Genomic DNA, 19,049 nt, shown 5'->3' on the forward strand with positions numbered 1-19,049 from the left:
GGTGGGCGACCGCTGTACCGCCAGCCCAGCGGGCGTCGGGGCACAATTCGTCGGACCCGGTCGGTAGGTTGACGACCATGACTGAGGTCGAGGAGCAGATCAGCCCCAAACCTCCCCTCGCGGCCGACGAGGCCGCCACCCTCCTGGGCTTCCTCGAACGGCAGCGCGCGACGCTGGCGTGGAAGTGCGGGGCGTTGGACGCGGCGGGCCTACGGGCACAGCTCGCCCCGTCGTCGATGACCCTGGGTGGGTTGCTCAAGCACATGGCGCACGTCGAGGACGACATCTTCTCCTCGTGGCTGCTCGGGCGCGAGGCGGGCCCACCGTGGGACACGGTGGACTGGGACGCCGACCCCGACTGGGACTGGCGCTCCGCCGCCGGGGAGTCGCCGGAGCAACTGGTGGCGCACTGGCGGTCCGCCGTCACCCGGTCCCGCGGTGTGGTCGCGGACGCGCTGGCCGACGGTGGCCTGGAGCAGCTCGGCCGCTTCACGAACTCCCGCGGTGAGTCGCCGACCCTGCGGTACATCCTGCTCACCCTCATCGAGGAGTACGCGCGCCACGTCGGCCACGCCGACCTCATCCGGGAGTCGGTGGACGGGCTCACCGGCGAGAGCCCGCCGGACTGACCCGGCGCCCGCCGGCCGGGGTCAGCCGGCCGTCACCTCGGCCAGCAGGGCGCCCACCGTGCGGGCCATGACCCCGCGGGCCTGGTCCACGCCCAGCTCCAGGCCGTCGCGCAACATCGACCATGCCGGCCACATGCTGGCCGCAACCAGTGCGTTGAGCAGCTGCTCGCGGCCCCGCCCGGCCTGCGCCAGCTCGGCGGCGAAGAGCTGCTCGACCTCATCCCGGACCCGGTCGATGTGCTTGAGGCGGTTGCGGTGCAACTGGTCGGAGACGGGCTCGCGCATCTGCGCGGCCCGCGCCGACGGCGCGATGAGCTGGAGCAGCCGGGCCCGTTGCCGGCAGTACGCGTCGATCCGCTTCGTTAACGGCAGGCTGGGCGAGATCGGCCGGTGGGCCGCGTCCTGCTGGCGGAGCACCTCGGCGCCGCTGGCCTCGAAGAGCGTCTCCATGTCCTTGAAGTTGGTCCAGAGGGTCCGCAGCGAGATGCCAGCCCGCTCGGCGATGCGCTCCCCGGTCGGCCGGAGGTCACCCTCGGAGATGAGCGCGAGGTGCGCCTCGACGATGGCCACACGGGTGCGCTCGGCCCGGGCGGTCCGCCCGTCGACCCGGCCCGCGACCTCGACCCCGTCCATCCGCCCCCGCCCCTTCACCGCCACGACGTCCCCCGACGCACCGCCGAGTCTAGACAAACGGTGATCATCGGTACCCGGGCCGCCGTCATCCGGCGCGGCCGGTCAGCGTGACGCCGCCGTCGCAGACGATGGTCTGCCCGGTGATCCAGGCGGCGTCGGCGGAGGCCAGGAAGGCGACCGCGCCGGCCACGTCCTGCGGCAGGCCGAGCCGCCCGAGCGGGTACCGTGCGGCGACCTCGTCCTCCCGGCCCTCGTACAGCGCGGCGGCGAAACGGGTCTTCACCACCCCGGGGGCGACGGCGTTGACCCGGACGGTCGGCCCCAGCTCCGCCGCGAGGCTGGCGGTGAGGTGGTTGAGCGCGGCCTTGCTCACCCCGTAGAAGGCGATGCCGGGCGACGGGCCGAGGGCGGCGATCGACGAGACGTTGACCACGCAGCCACCCCGGTCGGTCATGCCGGCGACGCACACCTCCTGCACCCAGCCGCCCGCGGCGACCAGGTTGACATCGAGGATCTTGCGCGCCGCCGCCAGGTCCAGCCCGACCAGTGGACCGTGCACCGGGTTGATGCCGGTGTTGTTGACCAGGAGGTCCACCGGACCGAACGCCGCGGTGACCTCTCGTACCGCGGCCGCCCGGTGCTCGGCGTCGTCGGCCCGGCCGGGCACGGCCACGGCGCACGCCGGGCCGCCGAGCGCGGCGACCGCCTCGGCCAGCGCCTCCGGACGCCGGGCGGTCAGGCCCACCCGCGCGCCCTCGGCCACCAGCCGCTGGGCGATGGCCAGACCGATCCCCCGACTCGCACCGGTGACGATGGCGACCCGGCCCGCGAGCCGACCTGAATCTGCATTCACAGTGCAGATAGTAGGAGCAGCGATCGGTGTCGGTCAACGCCGGGACAGCAGCGCCGGCTCTCGGACAGCCCGCACTCGCCCGCCGCCCACGCGGCCGGATCAGGTGCGGTCACGGCAGCGGGCAGCCGTACGACCGGGCGTGGTCACGGCGGTGTGCCGCGCGACCACGCCCGGTCGACTGCCGGGCGTGCAGGTCGTCAGGAGACGGTCGGCACCCCGTTCGCCGGCGGGGCCACCGGAGCGGCGGTGTACTCGTTGACCGGCCCGTCCTCCTCGTCGGTCTCGTACGCCGGCCCGAAGTAGCTCTGCACTCCCCCGCTCACCCGGCTCAGCCGCTGCCCGCCGTAGCCGGAGTGGTCGTCGGCGGAGAAGCGCAGCGGCACCAGCCCGGGGCCCTGGAAGCCGCCCTTCTGCACGGTCTCGAGCACCTTCTCGCGGGTGAGGTCCTTACCTGCGCCCAGCAGCGTCTGAACGAACAGGTACCCCACCGACATGCCGTAGACGGTGTTGCCGTCGAACGGCGCGTCCCCGTTGTGCGACTTGTTGATTCTCATGAAGAGCTGGATCCACGGGTTCGCGGTGTCGTTCTGCATCGGCAGGTAGTTGGTGCCGACCATGCCCTCCAGCAGTGGGGCGGCGGCGCCGAGCTGCTTGGCCAGCGTCGGATGGTCGGCGCCGACGTTGGAGACCAGCCACTGCGGCTTGAAGCCCAGTCGGGCGGCGGTGCCGATGGAGAGCGCGGTGAAGCCGGGCACGGTGGCGAGCATGACGACCTGGCAACCGGCCGCCTTGAACGCGCCGATCTGCGGCGCCACGTTGGTGTTGCTGGTGACGTACGTCTGCTTGACCGCGACGGTCCCCGCGCCGAGCACCTTCTCCACGCCGGCCAGGCTGTCCCGACCGAAGTCGTCGTCCTGGCCCAGGAAGCAGACCTTCTGGCCGGCCAGGTTCGCCTTGGCGTAGTTGGCGAGGATCTTGCCCTCGACGGTGTAGTCGGGGTTGAAGCCGAACGTGCCGGGATACTTGTCCGGCTGGTCCCAGCTGCGGCTGCCGGAGGCGACGAAGAGGTCGGGGACCCGGTTGCTCTTGAGGAAGTCGAGCACGCCGGTGTGCGTCGGCGTACCGAGGCCGTTGAGGATGGCGAAGACCTTGTCCTGCAGGACGAGCTGGCGAACCACCTGCTGGGTGTTCGCCGGGTTGTAACCGTCGTCCATGATCTTGTAGGTGATCTTCCGACCGTGCACGCCGCCGTTGGCGTTGACGTAGTCGAAGTACGCCTTCGTCGCCGGGGCGATCTTGGAGTAGCCGGCCGAGGCCGGTCCGGTGAGCGGCATGTGCGTGCCGACGACGATCTCGGTGTCGGTGACGCCCGGCACCGATCCCCCGCCGGGACCGGAACCGTCGTCGCCGCTGCAACCGACGGTGGTGATCAGCAGAGCGATGGTGCTGGCGATCGCAAGACCGCGTCGTGCCGTACGGTGCATCGGAAACACCGACCTTTCTCGGTCCGGTTCTTCAATCGAACGGTGTGGTGGTGGGGCGCCCGGCCGAGACCGGACAGGGGACAGCTTCAGGACCGCCGGCCCGGCCGGCGGGCCAGCAGGGCCCGGCCGAGACGCGACAGCAGACCCTGCACGCCGCCGGGCGCGGCGATCATGACGACGACCAGCGTGATTCCGAAGATCGCCAGCGGGAGGTTGCCCTCCAGCCGCTGTGCCACCGCGGGCGAGAGGGTGAGCAGCTCGGTCACGGAGTGGGTGAGGTCGGGCAGGGCGACCAGCAGGACGGCCCCCCACAGGGCACCGGCGAGGCGGCCCAGACCGCCGATCACCACGGCCATCAACAGGAAGAGCGACAGCGTCAGCGAGAACGCCCCGGGCGAGACGCTCTGCGCGAGCACCGCGAGCAACGCGCCGCCCAGGCCGGCGGTGGCGGCGCTGACCACGAACGCGAGGACCTGGGTGCGGGCCACGTGGATGCCGGCGAGGCGGGCCGCCACCTCGTCGTCGCGCACCGCCCGGAAGGTGCGCCCGTACCGGCTGCGGATCAGGTTGGCCAGCAGCAGCAGGGCGAGCAGGGTGGCCGCGCCGGCCAGCCAGAGCTGCCACCGCTCGTACGGGAAGTACGGGCCGAGCGACGCCGGCGGCGGCTCCACCGGCACCGACAGCCCCTGCTCGCCGTTGAAGACGCCGTCGAAGGTGACGGCCAGCGCCGGCACGACGACGGCCACGGCGAGGGTCACCCCCGCCAGGTAGGGACCGCGCAGCCGCGCCGCGGCGACGCCGACCACCGCGCCGACCGCGACCGTGCTGACGATCGCCACGCCCAACGAGATCGGCAGCAACCAACCGCCGGTCATCCCACGGTCAGCGAAGGCGTTCTGGCAGAAGGCCACGGTGTACGCGCCGGTCGCCATCAACGCACCGTGCCCCAGCGAGAGCTGGCCGTTGAGCCCGGTGAGGACGGTCAACCCGGCGGTGGCGCAGAGGTAGGCGGCCACGGTGGCGAGCTGGAAGTTGCGGAACGGCTCGACGGCGTAGCTGACCGCGACCAGCACCAGCGCGGCGGCGAGCGCGAAGGCGAGGTGGCGCAACAGGGTCGAGCCGCGCCGCCGGTCGACCGGGCGCTCACCGGCGCCGGCCGGCCGCTGCTTCGGCGGCACGGCCGCCTGGGTGGCGCTCACACCCGCCTCGCCGCGACCGGGGCGAACAGCCCACCGGGCCGGACCAGCAGCACCGCCAGCAGCAGGACCAGCACCGCGAGGGGGGTGAGGTCACTGCCGGCGTAACCGCTGACGTAGGAGAGCAGCAGACCCACCACGAGGCCACCGACCACCGCCCCTGGTGGACTGTCCAACCCGCCGACCACCGCCGCGGTGAACGCCGAGACGAAGACCAGGTCCATCGCGTGCGGGTGCAGGCCGAGCTCGGTCGGGATGACCAGCATGGCGGCCAGCGCGCCCACGCCCGAGGCGAGCGCCCAGCCGAGAGTCAACATGCCACCGACATTGACCCCGAGCAGGCGCGAGACCTCGGGGGCGAACGCCGCCGCCCGCATCCGCAGCCCCACCGGCGTCCGCGCGAACATCCAGGCCAACCCGCAGACAACCACCCCGATCGCCGCGAAGACGAACAGGTCGTACGGGGAGAGCACGGCGACCCCGCCGACGGTGAGAGCCGACCGGCTGAACGGCGCCTCGGCGGGCCGGAACTCGCTGCCGTACACCATGCCCAGGACGGCTTGGATCAGCAGCACCAGCCCGAGCGCGACGATCACCGGGTTGAGCGGGGACGCGTGGTCGACGAAGCGCATCACGGCGCGGTCGACCAGCGCGCCGAGCAGCAGCCCGACGACGATCGCGACCACGAAGCCCAGCCAGTACGAGCCGGTCTCCGCGGCCACGGTGTAGGCGACGTACGCGGCGGCGACGGCCATCGCCCCCTGGGCGAAGTTGACGACCCGCGCCGCCCGCCAGATGAGCACCAGGGCCAACGCGAACGCGGCGTAGACCGCACCGCGGGACAGGCCGTCGACGGTGAGGAAGACGAAGCGGTCCAACAGTTCTCCCTCCCGGGGACGAGGTGGTCAGAAACCGAGGTAGGCGTGCCGCAGGTCGACGTCGTCGCGCAGTTCGGCCGCCGGCGCGGCGGTGACCACCCGGCCGAGGGCCATCACCACGCCCTGGTCGGCGACGGCGAGCGCGCTGCGCACGTTCTGCTCGACCAGCAGCACGGTCAGGCCGGTCTGGTCGCGCAGTTGGCGCAGCAGAGCCATCGTCCGGGCGACCACCCGTGGCGCCAGGCCGAGCGACGGCTCGTCGAGCAGGAGCAGACGGGGCCGGCCGACCAGCGCCCGGCCGAGCGCGAGCATCTGCCGCTCGCCACCGGAGAGCTGATGGCCGAGGTTCCGACGGCGCCGGGCCAGCGGCTCGAAGAGCTGGTAGACCTCGTCGAGGGCGCGGCCGGCGTCGGCCCGGTCGCGGCGCCACAGCCCGCCGAGCCGCAGGTTCTCGTCGACGGTGAGTTCGCTGATCACGCCCCGCCCCTCCGGGACGTGCGCCATGCCACGCCGGACGAGCTGCTCCACGGGCGTGCCGCGCAGGTCCTCCCCGGCGAGGAGGACCTGGCCGGCGACCGGACGGATCATGCCGGAGAGCGCGCGCAGCAGGGTGGTCTTGCCGGCGCCGTTCGCGCCGACGACCGCGGCGATGGTGCCGGCCGGGACGGTGAGGTCGATGGCCTGCAGCACGGGCGCGGCGCCGTAGCCGGCCACCAACCCGCGCACCACGAGCAGGTCGGAGGCGCTCACGCCGCACCGCCTTTCGTTCGCGACTGCGGGGCTCGCAAACCCTGCTCACTCCTCGCGCTCACGCCGCGGCCTCGTCGACGGCGGCTCCCAGATAGGCGTCGGTGACCGCCGGGTCGTCGCGGATCTCGTCGGGTGTGCCGGCGGCGATCACCCGGCCGAAGTCCAGCACCACGATCTCGTCGCAGACGGCCATCACCAGGTCCATGTGGTGCTCGACCAGCAGCACCGCGCAGGGGTCGGCGTCCCGCCGGGGCAACTGCCGGACCAGCTCCGCCAGCTCGGTGATGTCGTCGGCCCCGAGGCCGCCTGCGGGTTCGTCGAGCAGGAGCAGCCGGGGCCGGGCGGCGAGCGCGCGGGCCAGGGCGACCCGCTGGCGTACGGCGAAGGGCAGTGTGGTCGGCGCGGCGTCGGCGTGCCCGGCGATACCCAGGTCGTCCAGGATGTCCAGAGCGTGCTGGCGCAGCCGCCGCTCGTCGCGGTCGCTGCTCGGCAGACCGAGCAGCGCCGGGACGAAGCCGGCCCGCGCGGTGTGCGAGGCGCCGGTCATCACGTTCTCCAGCACGGTGAGCCCGGCGAAGAGCCCGGTGCCCTGCAGGGTCCGGGCGATGCCGAGCCGGGTCAGCCGGTGCGGCCGTGGCCGCAGCGGCCGGCCGTCGAGGGTGAGCGATCCCGTCTCCGGTGAGACGAAGCCGCAGATCACGTTGAACAGCGTGGTCTTGCCGGCGCCGTTGGGCCCGATGACGCCCACCACCTGGTTGGGTGCCACCCGCAGCGAGACGTCGTCGAGGGCGGTGAGGCCGCCGAAATGTACCCCGATGTGGTGCAGTTCGAGACCGCGCTTCATCACCCATCCCTCTGTTGTGGCGGGTGTTATTTACACTCGCAGTGTACGTTTCTCGGGTACCGCGTCAAGACCTTCAATGCCCCCTTTGCCCGTGCGGACGGGGCGGCCGCCACCGGCGACCGCCCCGGGGATCGCGATCAGGAACTGGGGCAGGTGTTGCGGTACTCCTGGATCTGCGAGCCGCTCGGGCCGGGGCACACGAACTGCTCGTAGCGGGTGTCGTTGTCGACGAACCGCTTCAGCCAGGCCACCATCTGCCGCGCGGTCGGCGTGTTCACCGTCTGCGGGAAGAAGTGGCTCGCCCCGTTCAGTTCCAGGTACGCCTTCTCGGCGGACGCCGGGATGCTGTTGTAGAAGGGTTCCGAGTGCGACGAGACCGGCGCGACGGTGTCGCTCTCGCCACCGATGATCAGCGTGGGCACCCGGAGCTCGGACCAGCTCTTGTCCGTGTTCCACGGCGCGAGCGGCACGGCGGCCTGCAGCGACGGCCGCGCCGAGGCCGCCTCCAGGCTCCCACCGCCGCCCATCGAGTGGCCGGCCACGGCGCTGGCCAAGTTCCACTGGAAGCCCAAGCTCGGTGTGCACTCCCTGACCTGGGAGGAGGCACAGATGCTGGGCGGAGTGGACCCGGACTTCCACCGCCGGGACCTCTACGACGCCATCGAGGCTGGCGCGTTCCCCGAATGGGAACTCGGCATCCAGGTCTTCCCCGACACTCCTGACGAGACCTTCGCCGGGATCGACCTGCTGGACCCGACGAAGATCGTGCCGGAGGAACTGGCGCCGGTGCAGCCCGTCGGGACACTGACGCTCAACCGGACGCCGACGAACTTCTTCGCGGAGACCGAGCAGGTCGCCTTCCACCTCGGTCACCTCCCGCCGGGCATCGACGTCACGAACGACCCGCTGCTGCAGGGCCGGCTGTTCTCGTACGTCGACACGCAGTTGACCCGGCTCGGCGGGCCCAACTTCTCCCAGATTCCGATCAATCGCCCGCACGCCCCGGTCAACGACATGCTCCGCGACGGCTTCCACCAGCACGCCGTCCACGCGGGGGTCGCGCCGTACCGGCCGAACTCGCTTGACGGCGGCAATCCGTTCCCGGCGGGCGACGACGAACAGGCGCTCTTCGACGTGCCGGTGACGGTGGCGGAGGCACCCAAGGTTCGCGCGAACCCAGCCTCGTTCGACGACCACTTTCAGCCAGGCGCGCCTGTTCTGGCTGAGCATGTCGCCGGTCGAGAAGGAGCACATCATCCGCGCCTACACCTTCGAGCTCGGCAAGTGCTACCACCAGGCGATCAAGGAACGCCAGCTCCAGTGCCTCGCCAACATCGACCCGGTGCTGTGCGCGCAGGTCGCCACAGGTCTGGGGCTGCCCGCGCCGGAGCCGACCGTGCCGCTCGCCGACGCCACGCCCAGCCCGGCGCTGTCGCAGGTCGGCGGGGAGTGGCCGGCCGACGGTCGCATGATCGGGATCGTCGTCGACCCCGACACCGACCTGGACGGCGTCAACCAGGTACGCGAAGCCGTGTTCGAGGCCGGCATGGTTCCCCTCCTGATCGCTCCGCACGGCGGCATGGTGGGGAACCTGCCTGTACAGCGGACCTTCGCCACCGGTCGATCTGTCGAGTTCGACGCGCTCCTGCTGGCCGGGGCGCCGGCGCCCGCACCGGATGCCATCCCGGCCCATGACGACAAGGCGGCCAGGCCCGCCTCGGTGTCCGTGGATCCCCGCGTGCTGCTTCTCGTCGAGGAGCGCTGGCGGCACGCCAAGGCGATCGGCGCCTGGGGCGCCGGCGGCACCGTGCTGGAGCAGGCGGGGGTGACGGGGACCCCCGGCGTCGTCACGGCCGGCACTGCGATCGAAACCCTGACCGCTGTACGGCAGCTGATGGCCGCACACCGGGTGTGGGAACGCTTCCCCGCCTCGGTCGCCTGACACGACCAACCGCTGACGAGGGCTGTCCTCCGGTTCGTCCGGAGGTCAGCCCTCGTCAGCGCGGTTCACCAGGCGTTGTCGTCGGCGAGCACGCGGTTGATCGCCGTACGGATGTAGGGAGGAATCCGCAGATCCGGGAGCCGTTGCGGCGGGAAGAACCGCAACTCGACACCCTCGGAGAGGGTGAGTCGGTCCGGCCGGCCGTTCCAGCGTCCCGCGAAGAACGTGATGAGTTGACCCGACCCGAACTCGTCCCTGACCTGGAAAAGTTCAACGAGCCCGTCGGCGGTCAGACCCGCCTCCTCCGAGAGTTCGCGCTCGATGGCCTCGCGCGGGCTCTCCCCCGGATCGCATCCTCCACCCAGGACGCTCCAGTATCCGGGCCAGGAGATCCCCGGGATGTCGTCGCGCAGATGCAGCAGAAGATTGCCGAGGTCGTCGAAGATCAGGGCGACCGCGCCCTGCGACACGTCAGAGGTCATGCTGCGTCCACCTCCACCCGTCGCCGTCATCTCCGGGACCACTTCTGCTGCTCCGCCGCGGCGTCGCAGGTCCGCTGTTCGATTAACGCGCCGCTCGCCGTGGCCAAGTCGACCCCGCCCAGGCACATCCCGCTGTGCGCGTTGACCAGTTGACGCTGCTCGTTGAGGGTGAACTGCTGCGCCGGTGTCGTGTTGCAGGTGGTGAGCTGGATCGGCGCACCGTCGTCGCTCGACGCGTTGACGACATCGAGGCAGCGGCCGCCCAGTTGCACGCTCCCGTCCGCCCGCATCGTCCACAGCTGATTGCGGGCCCGGTCGTCCCGGCAGTCCCAGAGCCGCACCCGAACCGGGTCGGGTGACTCCGGCGCCGTGACGTCCAGACACCGGTCGCTCGCCGCACCGACGAGACGGTGGCCCGAGGTTCTGGGCGCGGCGCTCGGTGCCACCGACGGCGTGCTGTTGGGCTTGGCGCTCGCAGCGGTGCCCGCCGGCGCCGATGCCGGCCGGAAGCCCCCGGTGACCTCCCGGAAGGCCTCCACTCCGGCCGCCCAGGCGGCATCCGGTGTCGACCAGACGATGCTGTAGCCCTTCCGCTTTCCCGTCGTGAAGGTGCGTTGCCGGGCGTGCATCGCCGTGCCGGTGTCGCCGGTGTAGACCCACTCCCAGTCGGCGGCCTTCAGCTGGTAGTTGACGGCGACGATCTCGATGCGGCGGTAGTCGCGGTAGCGCCCGGGCAGGGCGGGGTCCTTCTCGCGGCGGGTCACGTCGGCCAGCGGGTCGCTGCGGGGCGAGTCGGTCTGGCTGACCAGCAGCACCCGGTCGCCGTCCGGCTCGTGGAACTCGACCTGGTGTCCCCGCCGGACGATCCGCCAGTCGCGCGGCGCCGGCACAGCGAACCCGCTGCTGTCCCGATAGACCGACCAGGTGATCGCACCACCCGCGGCGGCGGTCGGCGACGGGCCGGCGCTCGCCGCCGCACCCGGCGCGGCGGTGTCCACCAACTCCGCCCCGCTGCCGGTCGCGCGCGACGTTCCTCGGGTGGCCAGTGGGATGCCGATCACCAGTCCGAGTGCCAGCAGGGCGGCGAGCCCGCCGAGCAGCAGCGTCGGTCGTCCCCGCCCGGCGCGGGCCGACGACACCGGACCGTCGGCGTCCGGCGCGGGTTGGGCCGGGATCCGGGGTACGGCGTGCGCGTCGGTCGGATGGGCGAGGGTCGGCGCCGACTCCGAGTGGGATGGGGTGGCCACCGCCGTGCGCTGTGGCGCGCCGGCGAGCACCGCGCGCAGCAGTCGCTCGGCGGTGTCGGCGTCCATCCGCTCGGTCGGGTCCTTCCGGAGCAACCCGGTCAGCACCGGCGCGAGCGGCCCGGCGTGTCGTGCCGCGGGTGGCGGCTCGGTGACGAGCGCGGCCAGGCTCATCAGGCTGGACGGCCGGGCGTACGGCGACTGACCCTCGACTGCGGCGAACAGGGTCGCACCGAGCGACCAGAAGTCTCCCTGCGGACCGACGGTGCCGCTCATGGCCCGCTCGGGCGAGACGTACGCGGGCGAGCCGAGCACCACACCGCTGAGGGTCAGGTTCACGTCTTCGACCGCGGTGGCCAGGCCGAAGTCGGTGAGCACGACCCGACCGTCGGTGCCGACCAGGATGTTGGCCGGTTTGACGTCGCGGTGCATGATCCCGGCACGGTGCGCGGCGCGGAGCGCGCCCAGCACCGCCAGCCCGATCTCCGCCGCCCGTACCGGTGGGACGGGGCCGTCGGTGGCGATGATCTCGTGCAGCGAGCGGGACGGCACGTACTCCATCACGATCTGCGGGTCACCGTCCGAGCCCAGCAATACATCGAAGACCCGGACGGCATGGGGATGGTCGAGCCGCGCGATCGCTCGCGCCTCGCGAAGTGATCGGATGCGCAATTCCTGTCGCGCCTCATCGGTCAGACCCGGCGGTGGAACGATTTCCTTGATTGCCACGTCGCGCTGAAGCATCCGGTCGCGGGCTTTCCACACTCGACCCATTCCGCCTTGGCCGAGGAGCTCCAGGACTTCATACCGATCGGTAACAAGAATTGGTAACATCTGCGGCACGCGGGAGAGGCTACCTGGCTGGCCACGGCAGCAGTTTCCGACGGGCGATGCCGACGTTTATGTGACTCGGATCATTCCCGTTGACCGCGCACGACGCCGATGCGCAGGATCGCTACTGTCCCGCTTTTCGGACGCTTCACGGCTGATGGTGGACGCACAGAAATACAGCGCGGGTTCGGCTGCTGTTCACAGTGGTCGCACCGTCGCAGGCGTCAGCCGATGTCGGCCAGCCGTGGCAGCACCTCGTCGCCGAGCCGTCGGGCGAACTCCACCGGGTGGCGATCCGGCGTGACCTGCACCTCGGTGACCCCGAGCGCGGCGTACGAGGACACCTCGGCGAGGAACGCGTCGACGTCGACCAGGGGCGGCCGGTGGGCGACCACCGTCTTCTCGATGGTGTCGTAGTCACGGCCCTCCGCGGCGCAGTGCCCGCGCAGCACGTCCAACTTCCGCGCCACGTCCTCGGCGCCGGCGGCAGTGCCGAACAGGTTGCAGGCGTCGGCGTACCGGGCGACCAGGAGCAGGGTCTTCTTCTCGCCGCCGCCGCCGATCATGACGGGCGGGTGCGGACGGCTCAACGGCTGCGGGAAGTTGATCGTCTCGGCGAGTTGGTAGTGCCGCCCGACGAACGGCCCGTTGTCGTCGCTCCACATCTGCTGGACGATGCGCAGCGTCTCCTCCAGCCGCTCGAACCGCTCGGTCATCGGCACCACGGGCACGCCGAGCCCGCGCTGCTCCCGCTCGTACCAGGATGCGCCGATCCCGAGCCGGGCCCGGCCGCCGGAGAGCACGTCGAGCGTCGTCACCGTCTTGGCGAGCAGACCCGGGTACCGGTACATCACCCCGGTGACCAGCACGCCCAGCGTCATCCGCTGCGTCTTCGCCGCGACGAAGCCCAGCGTCGTGTACGCCTCCAGCATCGGCTCCTCGGCCGGGGCCACCGCCTCCATCTGGAAGAAGTGGTCCATCACCGTGAAGGACGCGACGCCGGCCTGCTCGGCGGTGGTGGCCGCCTCGGTCAGGGTCGGTGCGATCGCCGCCGGCTCGGCCGGGGTCGAGTAACTCCAGTAGTGCAGTCCGAGCTTCATCCCTCGCGACACCTCCGGAACCAAGCCTAGTGGTCCTCGACGCCGCCGGGCGCCCATTGATCGACGATGCCGGCCAGTTCTGCCCCGCATCTGGCGGATCGCGTCGGACGGCAGCCGCGATTTCCATTACCGGTTCATGACAATTCGCAGATCACTCGGGGATATCCGACTGACACCTTCGTTCGGGTGATCCGACAGCCGACATCCACCGACGCCCGGCCACCCGAGCACGAGCCCGACGTGACGCACGACCGGTTCCGCCACCGGCGGTACCGGACGCTGTCCGGCTCCACCCCGGGCCGGCCACACCGAGCGGAGTGGGCCGACGCCGCGAAGGGCGTCTGCATCATCCTGGTCGTCCTGTGGCACGTCGTCGTCAAGGACTATCTGCAGATCGACTGGCACATCGGCGTACCGGTGCCGGGCCTGTGGGGAACGGTGGGTGAGCAGTTCCTCCCGCTGCGGATGCCGCTGTTCTTCACCATCTCCGGCGTCTTCGCGACGAACGCCGTGCAGCGGCCCTGGCGGGTCGTCGCCCGCAGCCGGATCGGGAGATTCCTCTACCTGTACGCCCTCTGGCTGCTGATCCACACCGCGGTCCTCGCCGCCGCCCCGGACTTCCCGACCGACCGCGCCACGTCCGTCCTCGGGCTGCTGGAACAGCTCACCATCACGCCCTCCAACCTGTGGTACCTGTACGCCCTGGCGCTCTACTTCACGGTCGCCAAGGCCGTCCGCCAGGCCCCCCACGTGCTGATCCTGGCGCCCGCCGCGGCGCTGTCCGCCGTCGCCGCCGCCGGCCTGCTCGACACGCCGGGCAACCGCGCCGGGCTGTACCAGAACCTGATCTTCTTTCTGGCCGGCCTGTACCTGCGACCCCGGATCGAACGGTGGGCGGCCACCGCCACCGGGCACCGGCTCGCGGTGACCTCGGGCGCCTACGTCCTCCTGCTCGCCGCGATGGCGGTGGTCGGCGCGCAGCGATGGTTCGGCGTGTGGCCGCTGGTGTCCGTCGTGGCGGTCGCCTTCGGCATCACCGCCGCCGCCCGGCTCGGCCGGTGGCCCGCCCTCAGCAACCGGCTCGCCACGCTCGGCCGCATCACCCTGCCCATCTACGTCATCCACATGCCGGTGCTGGCGCTGCTGCACCGGCTGCTGCTCGGGCCGATCTCCGGGCTGGACCAGGTCGGCCAGGGCCTGCTCGTGCTCGGGTACCCGATCCTGCTGACCGGGCTCGTGATCGGCGTGAGCCTGACCGTCCACCGCGAGCTCCTGGCGGTCCACGCGCGCTGGCTGTTCGCCCTCCCCGGCCCCCGGCGGGTGGAGGCGGCCGGATGAGCGCCCTGGGCGAGGCGGTGGTCGACCTCGACGCGATCGCCAGCAACGTGCGGACCATCGCGTCGATTGCCGGTACGGAGCTGATGGCCGTCGTGAAGGCGGACGGGTTCGGCCACGGCGCGGTGCCGGTCGCGCGGGCAGCGCTGCTTGCCGGCGCCGGTTGGCTGGGGGTGACCTCGGCGTCCGAGGCGCTGGCACTGCGCTCGGCGGGCATCACCGCACCCACGCTGAGCTGGTTGCACCGCCCCGACGACGACTTCGACCAGTTGATCGCCGCCGGCGTCGACGTCGGCGTGTCGACCACGACCCACCTGCAGGCTGTCGTCGACGCCGCCCACCGGCTCGGCGTGCCGGCGACGGTGCAGCTCAAGGCGGACACCGGGCTGTCCCGCAACGGGGCCGCCGGCGACGACTGGCCCGAGCTGGTCGGCTGGGCCCGCAAGTACGAGGTGGAGGGCGGAATCCGGGTGCGCGGCGTCTGGTCGCACCTGGCCGACGCCGACGCACCGGGCAGCCCCGGGCTCGCTTCACAGGTGGCGGTCTTCGAGGAGGCGCTGCGGGTCGCCCGGTCCGCCGGCCTCGACCCAGATCTGGTGCACCTGGCCAACTCGGCGGCCGCGCTGGCCGCACCCCGGACCCGCTTCGACCTCTGCCGGATCGGGCTCGCGCTGTACGGCGTGGACCCGTTCGGCGGGACCGGGCCCGGCGACGTCGGGCTACGCGCCGCCATGACGCTGCGCACGACCGTGGTCAACGTGAAGCGGGTGCCGGCCGGCACCGGCGTCTCCTACGGACCCGGGTACGTGACCGGCGCGCCGACCACCCTGGCCCTGCTGCCACTCGGTTACGCCGACGGGCTGACCCGGGCCGCCGAGGGCCGCGCCGAGGTGTGGCTGGGCGGCCGGCGTCGCCCGATCGTCGGACGCATCGCCATGGACCAGTGCGTGGTCGACGTGGGCGATCTTCCCGTGGCGATCGGGGATCGGGTCGTGGTGTTCGGCCCCGACCGGGGCGACCACGCCCAACCGACGGTCGCCGAGTGGGCGCGGTGGGCCGGCACGAACCCGCACGAGATCTTGACCGGTGTCGGGGCCCGGGTGGCCCGCGACCACCTCCACGAAAGGGCGGAAACGTCATGACGATCCGACTGGCAGTGCTGTACGGCGGGCAGAGCGGCGAGCACGAGGTGTCCCGCCGCTCGGCGGACAGCATCCTCGCCGGCCTCGACCGGGACAGGTACCAGGTCACCGAGGTGCTCATCGGTCGGGACGGCGGGTGGCACGTCGACGGCCGTGCGGTGCCACTCCCCCTGGCGCTGCGCGTGTTGCGCACCCAGGACGTGGTGTTCCCGGCCCTGCACGGCCCGTACGGCGAGGACGGCACCGTCGCGTCGCTGCTGGAATGGCTCGGGGTGCCGTACGTCGGCAACGGCGTCTTCGCCAGCGCGGCCGGCATGGACAAGGGCGTCACCAAGAGACTGCTCGCCGCGGAGGGCCTGCGGGTCAGCCCCGGGGTGACTCTGCGTCCCGGCGAGGAGCTGTCCCCGGCCGACCAGCGACGCCTCGGCCTGCCGGTGTTCGTCAAGCCCGCCCGGGCCGGCTCCAGCCTGGGCGTGGTCCGGGTGACCGACTGGTCGCGACTTCCCGCGGCGCTCCAGCAGGCCCGGGAGGTCGACCCGAAGGTGCTCGTCGAGCAGGGCGCGCGCGGACGGGAGATCGACGTGGCCGTGCTCCAGCATCCCGACGGCCGGGTGCAGGCCGGTCCGCCCCTGGAGATCAGGGTGACCGGCGCCGGGTTCTTCGACTACGACGCGAAGTACGACGGCGGGGCGATCTTCCAGATCCCCGCCGCGCTCGACCCGGCCACCACCGAGGTGTTCCAGGACCGCGCGATCCGTGCCTTCGACGCCCTCGACTGCCGCGGGCTGCTCCGCGTCGACTTCTTCCTGCCCACGCAGGGGTCCGCCGAGCCCATCGTGAACGAGGTGAACACCTTCCCCGGGTTCACCACCGCCTCGCAGTTCCCGCAGATCTGGCAGCGGGCCGGGATCGGGTTCGCCACCCTGCTCGACATCCTGATCGCCGGCGCCCTGGCCGACCAGGGCCGGGTCGCCTCCATCGGGTTGCCCCGGCCGGCTCGGGCTATCGACCTGGTCTGAGGGGCCGTCGCCCCGGTCACTTGATCGGACAGGACCGGGGCGGACGGACGCCGTCCGGCCCGGCGATGGTGACCGGGACGAAGCTGTCCCCCTGGCCGGCGAGCGCCAGGGCATCGGCCACCGTGCAGATGATCTGGTCGGCCGCGACCGCCGACAACGGCCGCACGGCACCGGTCATCGTCACCGTGACGCCCGGTCCGTCGGCTGTCGCCGTCACCGGTGTGGCCGGGACCAGGCCGACCGGCACCTCGCTGGCGAGGCCCTGGCTCCGCTCGAACTCGTCCGGGCCCGCCGCCAGCATGCCGAGCGTCTGCTCGGGCGAGGCGGTGATCCCCTTGGTCCCGCGGATGACCAGCGCGAGTCGTCCGTGCGAGAGCAGGTAGAGGCCGACGCCCACGGCCGGGCCGGACGTTGCGGAGCGGCCGGTGATGACGTCGCTGGGCCGGACCCCGCAGCCCGTGGCGAGCAGCGTGAGCAGGAGCGCGCCGGCGAGCGACGCCCGGGCCGCCCGGCGGCCGGTCACCGTACGCCTCCGGCGTCCGCCGCGTCCGTGGCCACCCGGGGCAGCCGGAGCGTGAACACCGCGCCGCCCGTGGGGTCGTTGCCCGCGAGGAGACTCCCGGACTGCCCGGCGTGCTGGTGCAGGCGCGCGTTTTCCCATGCGATGGCGAGGCCGAGGCCGCTGCCCTCCGAGCGGGTCCGGGCGGTGTCCGCCTTGTAGAAGCGGTCGAAGACGTGCGGCAGCACCTCCGGGTCCAGCCCCGGCCCCTGGTCGCGGACCTCGATGGTGATCCAGTCCGGCTCGGCGCGCAGGCGCACGGACACCGGCTCGGCGCCGTGCCGGAACGCGTTGCCGACCAGGTTGGCGACGATGACGTCCAGCCGGCGGGGGTCCAGCCGGGCGTGAACTCCGGACGGCAGCTCCGCTCGCACCCGATCGGCCCAGCCCCGGACCCGCAGGGTCGCGGTCACCGCCGCGGCCACGTCGACGTCGTCGAGGGAGAGCCGCGCCGTGCCGGAGTCGAACCTGCTGACCTCGATGAGGTCGTTGACCAGCTGGGTGAGGGTCTGCGTCTCCTGACTGACGAGCCGGGCGGCCCGGCCGGCATCTCCGGGCAGCCGGTCCGCCTCCTCGTCGAGCACGTCGGTGACCGCCGTCATCGCGGCCAGGGGCGTGCGGAGTTCGTGCGACACGTCGGCCACGAAGCGGCGGGCGTCGGCCTCCATCCGCCGCAGCTCGCCGACCTGCCGCTCCAGCGTCCCCGCGGTGTCGTTGAAGGTCCGCGCCACGTCGGCCAGCTCGTCGGCGCCCCGGACCGCGAGCCGGGTGGTCAGGTCGCCCTCACCGAGCTGGCGCGCCGCCCGGCCCAGCTCGCGGACCGGCCGCAGCACTCCCCGGGCTGCCAGCAGGGCCAGCAGGACCGCGAGGACCAGGGAGAGCCCACCGGTCAGCCACGCCAGGGTGGCGAGCCGGTCGATGCTCTGCTGCTCGGAGGCGAGGCTGCGCACCGAGTAGACCTCCAGGCCGGACGGCACAGGCGTGCCATCGGGCCGGTCGATCTCCAGCTGGGTCCCGATGAGCAGCACCGGTTCTCCGTCGCGCGAGACGCGTTGCCAGGCGATGAGGCCATCCCCGACCGCCTGCCGAAGCTCCGGGGTGAGCGGCTCGGGCACCTGAGCGCCCTGCGCCCGCATGTCGCGGTAGAGGACCACCGCGTATCCCTCCCGGTCGGAGAGGCGATGGGCCAACGTGTCGAGCTCCTCCTGGGACGGCGGGAGCCGGCGTACCGGGTAGACCTTCGTGAGCTGATCGGTCAGCGACGCCACCGCTGCGTCCTGCGCCTGCTGCAGGATGACCGTCCGGGCCTGGAAGTAGCTTCCGCTGGCCACCACGGCCGTGGTGGTCACGCCCAGCAACGCGAAGGCCAGCAGCAGCCGGACCCGCAGGCCGGACGCTCGGCCACCGGCCCAGCGCCATGGCGTCACAGCGGCCCGAACCGGTACCCGAAACCGCGGACCGTCTGGATGAAGACCGGCGCCGACGAGTCATCCTCGATCTTTGCGCGCAGCCTCTGCACGCAGGCGTCCACCAGCCGCGAGTCGCCGAGGTAACCGTGCTCCCACACGGCCTCCAGCAGTTGCTGGCGGCTCAGCACCTGGCCCGGCGTCTGCGCGAGTTCGAGCAGCAGGCGCAGCTCCGTCGGGGCGAGGCTGACCGGCAGCCCACCCTTGCTGACCACCAGCGCGGCCCGGTCGATGGTGAGGGCACCGTGCTCTTCCAGGCCGGACCGCTCGCCGCCGGTGCGCCGCGACTCGCCACCGGTCCGCCGCAGCACCGCACGGATACGCGCCTCGAGCACCCGGGCCTGCACGGGCTTGACGACGTAGTCGTCGGCGCCGGCCTCCAGGCCCGCCACCACGTCCATGTCGTCGTTGCGGGCGGTGAGCATGATGATCGGAAGGTCGCCGAGCTGCCGGATCCGGCGACAGACCTCGAACCCGTCCATCCCGGGCAGCATGAGGTCGAGGACCACGACGTCGGACGAGGCCGCCCGCAACCGTTCCAACCCCTGCTCACCGGTTGCCACGGCGTCGACCGTGTGGCCCTGTCGGGTGAGCGCGAGTTGCAGCCCGTCGCGCACCGTCTGGTGGTCTTCGATCAGCAGGACCTGGGACATGTCGCCAAG

General features: G+C 72.2%; 17 protein-coding genes and 3 pseudogenes. 5 read left to right on the plus strand and 15 right to left on the minus strand.

Annotated elements, in window-relative coordinates:
* Positions 1–77: 77 nt before the first annotated feature.
* Positions 78–629 (plus strand): DinB family protein, encoded by a 552-nt coding sequence (locus BUS84_RS10420; RefSeq protein WP_074310882.1) that lies wholly within the window; start codon positions 78–80, stop codon positions 627–629.
* A gap of 21 nt (positions 630–650) precedes the next feature.
* On the opposite strand, the gene BUS84_RS10425 is transcribed toward BUS84_RS10420, so the two are convergent.
* From BUS84_RS10425 to BUS84_RS10460, 8 genes and pseudogenes are all read right to left on the minus strand, one after another.
* Positions 651–1,262, minus strand: coding sequence for a TetR/AcrR family transcriptional regulator (locus BUS84_RS10425; protein ID WP_074310884.1), 612 nt, complete (start codon positions 1,260–1,262; stop codon positions 651–653).
* Positions 1,263–1,347: 85 nt separating this feature from the next.
* Positions 1,348–2,115 carry an SDR family oxidoreductase gene (locus BUS84_RS10430; protein WP_074310887.1) on the minus strand — a complete coding sequence of 256 codons (768 nt, stop codon included), beginning with the start codon at positions 2,113–2,115 and terminating at the stop codon, positions 1,348–1,350.
* Between the two features lie 197 nt (positions 2,116–2,312).
* Complete coding sequence (locus BUS84_RS10435) at positions 2,313–3,599, minus strand: ABC transporter substrate-binding protein (protein ID WP_074310889.1); 1,287 nt, start codon at positions 3,597–3,599, stop codon at positions 2,313–2,315.
* 86 nt (positions 3,600–3,685) lie between these two features.
* On the minus strand, positions 3,686–4,798 hold the full coding sequence (locus BUS84_RS10440; protein ID WP_074310891.1) for a branched-chain amino acid ABC transporter permease: 1,113 nt from the start codon (positions 4,796–4,798) through the stop codon (positions 3,686–3,688).
* Complete coding sequence (locus tag BUS84_RS10445; RefSeq protein WP_074310893.1) at positions 4,795–5,673, minus strand: branched-chain amino acid ABC transporter permease; 879 nt, start codon at positions 5,671–5,673, stop codon at positions 4,795–4,797. Before BUS84_RS10445 ends, BUS84_RS10440 begins: the two co-directional genes overlap by 4 nt.
* A gap of 27 nt (positions 5,674–5,700) precedes the next feature.
* Positions 5,701–6,423, minus strand: coding sequence for an ABC transporter ATP-binding protein (locus tag BUS84_RS10450; RefSeq protein ID WP_074310895.1), 723 nt, complete (start codon positions 6,421–6,423; stop codon positions 5,701–5,703).
* 58 nt (positions 6,424–6,481) lie between these two features.
* Positions 6,482–7,267 (minus strand): ABC transporter ATP-binding protein, encoded by a 786-nt coding sequence (locus BUS84_RS10455; RefSeq protein WP_074310897.1) that lies wholly within the window; start codon positions 7,265–7,267, stop codon positions 6,482–6,484.
* 137 nt (positions 7,268–7,404) lie between these two features.
* Positions 7,405–7,812 (minus strand): annotated as a pseudogene (locus tag BUS84_RS10460) (poly(ethylene terephthalate) hydrolase family protein); the annotation flags it as partial.
* Here BUS84_RS10460 and BUS84_RS10465 point away from each other — a divergent pair.
* A pseudogene (locus tag BUS84_RS10465) lies at positions 7,808–9,209 on the plus strand (catalase); the annotation flags it as partial. The pseudogenes BUS84_RS10460 and BUS84_RS10465 sit on opposite strands and share 5 nt — an antisense overlap.
* A 65-nt stretch (positions 9,210–9,274) precedes the next feature.
* On the opposite strand, the gene BUS84_RS10470 reads toward BUS84_RS10465, so the two are convergent.
* The 4 genes and pseudogenes from BUS84_RS10470 to BUS84_RS10480 all read right to left on the minus strand — a co-directional run bounded on the left by BUS84_RS10470 (position 9,275) and on the right by BUS84_RS10480 (position 12,866).
* A complete protein-coding gene (locus BUS84_RS10470; RefSeq protein ID WP_074310899.1) occupies positions 9,275–9,691 on the minus strand; it encodes an NUDIX hydrolase in 417 nt (138 codons plus the stop codon).
* 26 nt (positions 9,692–9,717) lie between these two features.
* Positions 9,718–10,137, minus strand: coding sequence for an RICIN domain-containing protein (locus tag BUS84_RS39780; protein ID WP_425293446.1), 420 nt, complete (start codon positions 10,135–10,137; stop codon positions 9,718–9,720).
* 54 nt (positions 10,138–10,191) lie between these two features.
* A pseudogene (locus BUS84_RS10475) lies at positions 10,192–11,769 on the minus strand (serine/threonine-protein kinase); the annotation flags it as partial.
* A 221-nt stretch (positions 11,770–11,990) separates the two neighbouring features.
* On the minus strand, positions 11,991–12,866 hold the full coding sequence (locus BUS84_RS10480) for an LLM class F420-dependent oxidoreductase (protein WP_074310903.1): 876 nt from the start codon (positions 12,864–12,866) through the stop codon (positions 11,991–11,993).
* A gap of 186 nt (positions 12,867–13,052) precedes the next feature.
* Between BUS84_RS10480 and BUS84_RS10485 the strand changes: the two genes are divergently transcribed.
* From BUS84_RS10485 to BUS84_RS10495, 3 genes are read left to right on the plus strand one after another with little or no spacing between them, the layout of a single operon-like run.
* On the plus strand, positions 13,053–14,204 hold the full coding sequence (locus BUS84_RS10485) for an acyltransferase family protein (RefSeq protein ID WP_074310905.1): 1,152 nt from the start codon (positions 13,053–13,055) through the stop codon (positions 14,202–14,204).
* Positions 14,201–15,343 carry an alanine racemase gene (gene alr / locus BUS84_RS10490; RefSeq protein WP_074310907.1) on the plus strand — a complete coding sequence of 381 codons (1,143 nt, stop codon included), beginning with the start codon at positions 14,201–14,203 and terminating at the stop codon, positions 15,341–15,343. The genes BUS84_RS10485 and alr overlap by 4 nt, the downstream gene beginning before the upstream one ends.
* The gene (locus BUS84_RS10495) at positions 15,340–16,362 is read left to right on the plus strand and encodes a D-alanine--D-alanine ligase family protein (protein ID WP_074310909.1); all 1,023 of its coding nucleotides are present in this window, start codon (positions 15,340–15,342) and stop codon (positions 16,360–16,362) included. The genes alr and BUS84_RS10495 overlap by 4 nt, the downstream gene beginning before the upstream one ends.
* Positions 16,363–16,378: 16 nt before the next feature.
* On the opposite strand, the gene BUS84_RS10500 is transcribed toward BUS84_RS10495, so the two are convergent.
* The 3 genes from BUS84_RS10500 to BUS84_RS10510 are packed head-to-tail and all read right to left on the minus strand — an operon-like array spanning position 16,379 to position 19,040.
* A complete protein-coding gene (locus BUS84_RS10500; RefSeq protein WP_084757322.1) occupies positions 16,379–16,885 on the minus strand; it encodes a hypothetical protein in 507 nt (168 codons plus the stop codon).
* Positions 16,882–18,348 (minus strand): sensor histidine kinase, encoded by a 1,467-nt coding sequence (locus BUS84_RS10505; RefSeq protein ID WP_074310911.1) that lies wholly within the window; start codon positions 18,346–18,348, stop codon positions 16,882–16,884. The genes BUS84_RS10500 and BUS84_RS10505 overlap by 4 nt, the downstream gene beginning before the upstream one ends.
* On the minus strand, positions 18,345–19,040 hold the full coding sequence (locus BUS84_RS10510; protein ID WP_074310914.1) for a response regulator transcription factor: 696 nt from the start codon (positions 19,038–19,040) through the stop codon (positions 18,345–18,347). Before BUS84_RS10510 ends, BUS84_RS10505 begins: the two co-directional genes overlap by 4 nt.
* Positions 19,041–19,049 lie beyond the last annotated feature (9 nt).

Source organism: Micromonospora cremea (genome assembly GCF_900143515.1).
GTDB classification, from domain to species: domain Bacteria; phylum Actinomycetota; class Actinomycetes; order Mycobacteriales; family Micromonosporaceae; genus Micromonospora; species Micromonospora cremea.

What these genes read in the sequence shown, in the direction of transcription:
- BUS84_RS10420 (WP_074310882.1), top strand. Translation starts at nt 78, where the DNA reads ATGACTGAGGTCGAGGAGCAGATCAGCCCCAAACCTCCCCTCGCGGCC.
- BUS84_RS10425 (WP_074310884.1), bottom strand. Translation starts at nt 1,262, where the DNA reads ATGGACGGGGTCGAGGTCGCGGGCCGGGTCGACGGGCGGACCGCCCGG.
- BUS84_RS10435 (WP_074310889.1), bottom strand. Translation starts at nt 3,599, where the DNA reads ATGCACCGTACGGCACGACGCGGTCTTGCGATCGCCAGCACCATCGCT.
- BUS84_RS10455 (WP_074310897.1), bottom strand. Translation starts at nt 7,267, where the DNA reads ATGAAGCGCGGTCTCGAACTGCACCACATCGGGGTACATTTCGGCGGC.
- BUS84_RS10470 (WP_074310899.1), bottom strand. Translation starts at nt 9,691, where the DNA reads ATGACCTCTGACGTGTCGCAGGGCGCGGTCGCCCTGATCTTCGACGAC.
- BUS84_RS10480 (WP_074310903.1), bottom strand. Translation starts at nt 12,866, where the DNA reads ATGAAGCTCGGACTGCACTACTGGAGTTACTCGACCCCGGCCGAGCCG.
- alr (WP_074310907.1), top strand. Translation starts at nt 14,201, where the DNA reads ATGAGCGCCCTGGGCGAGGCGGTGGTCGACCTCGACGCGATCGCCAGC.
- BUS84_RS10495 (WP_074310909.1), top strand. Translation starts at nt 15,340, where the DNA reads ATGACGATCCGACTGGCAGTGCTGTACGGCGGGCAGAGCGGCGAGCAC.
- BUS84_RS10510 (WP_074310914.1), bottom strand. Translation starts at nt 19,040, where the DNA reads ATGTCCCAGGTCCTGCTGATCGAAGACCACCAGACGGTGCGCGACGGG.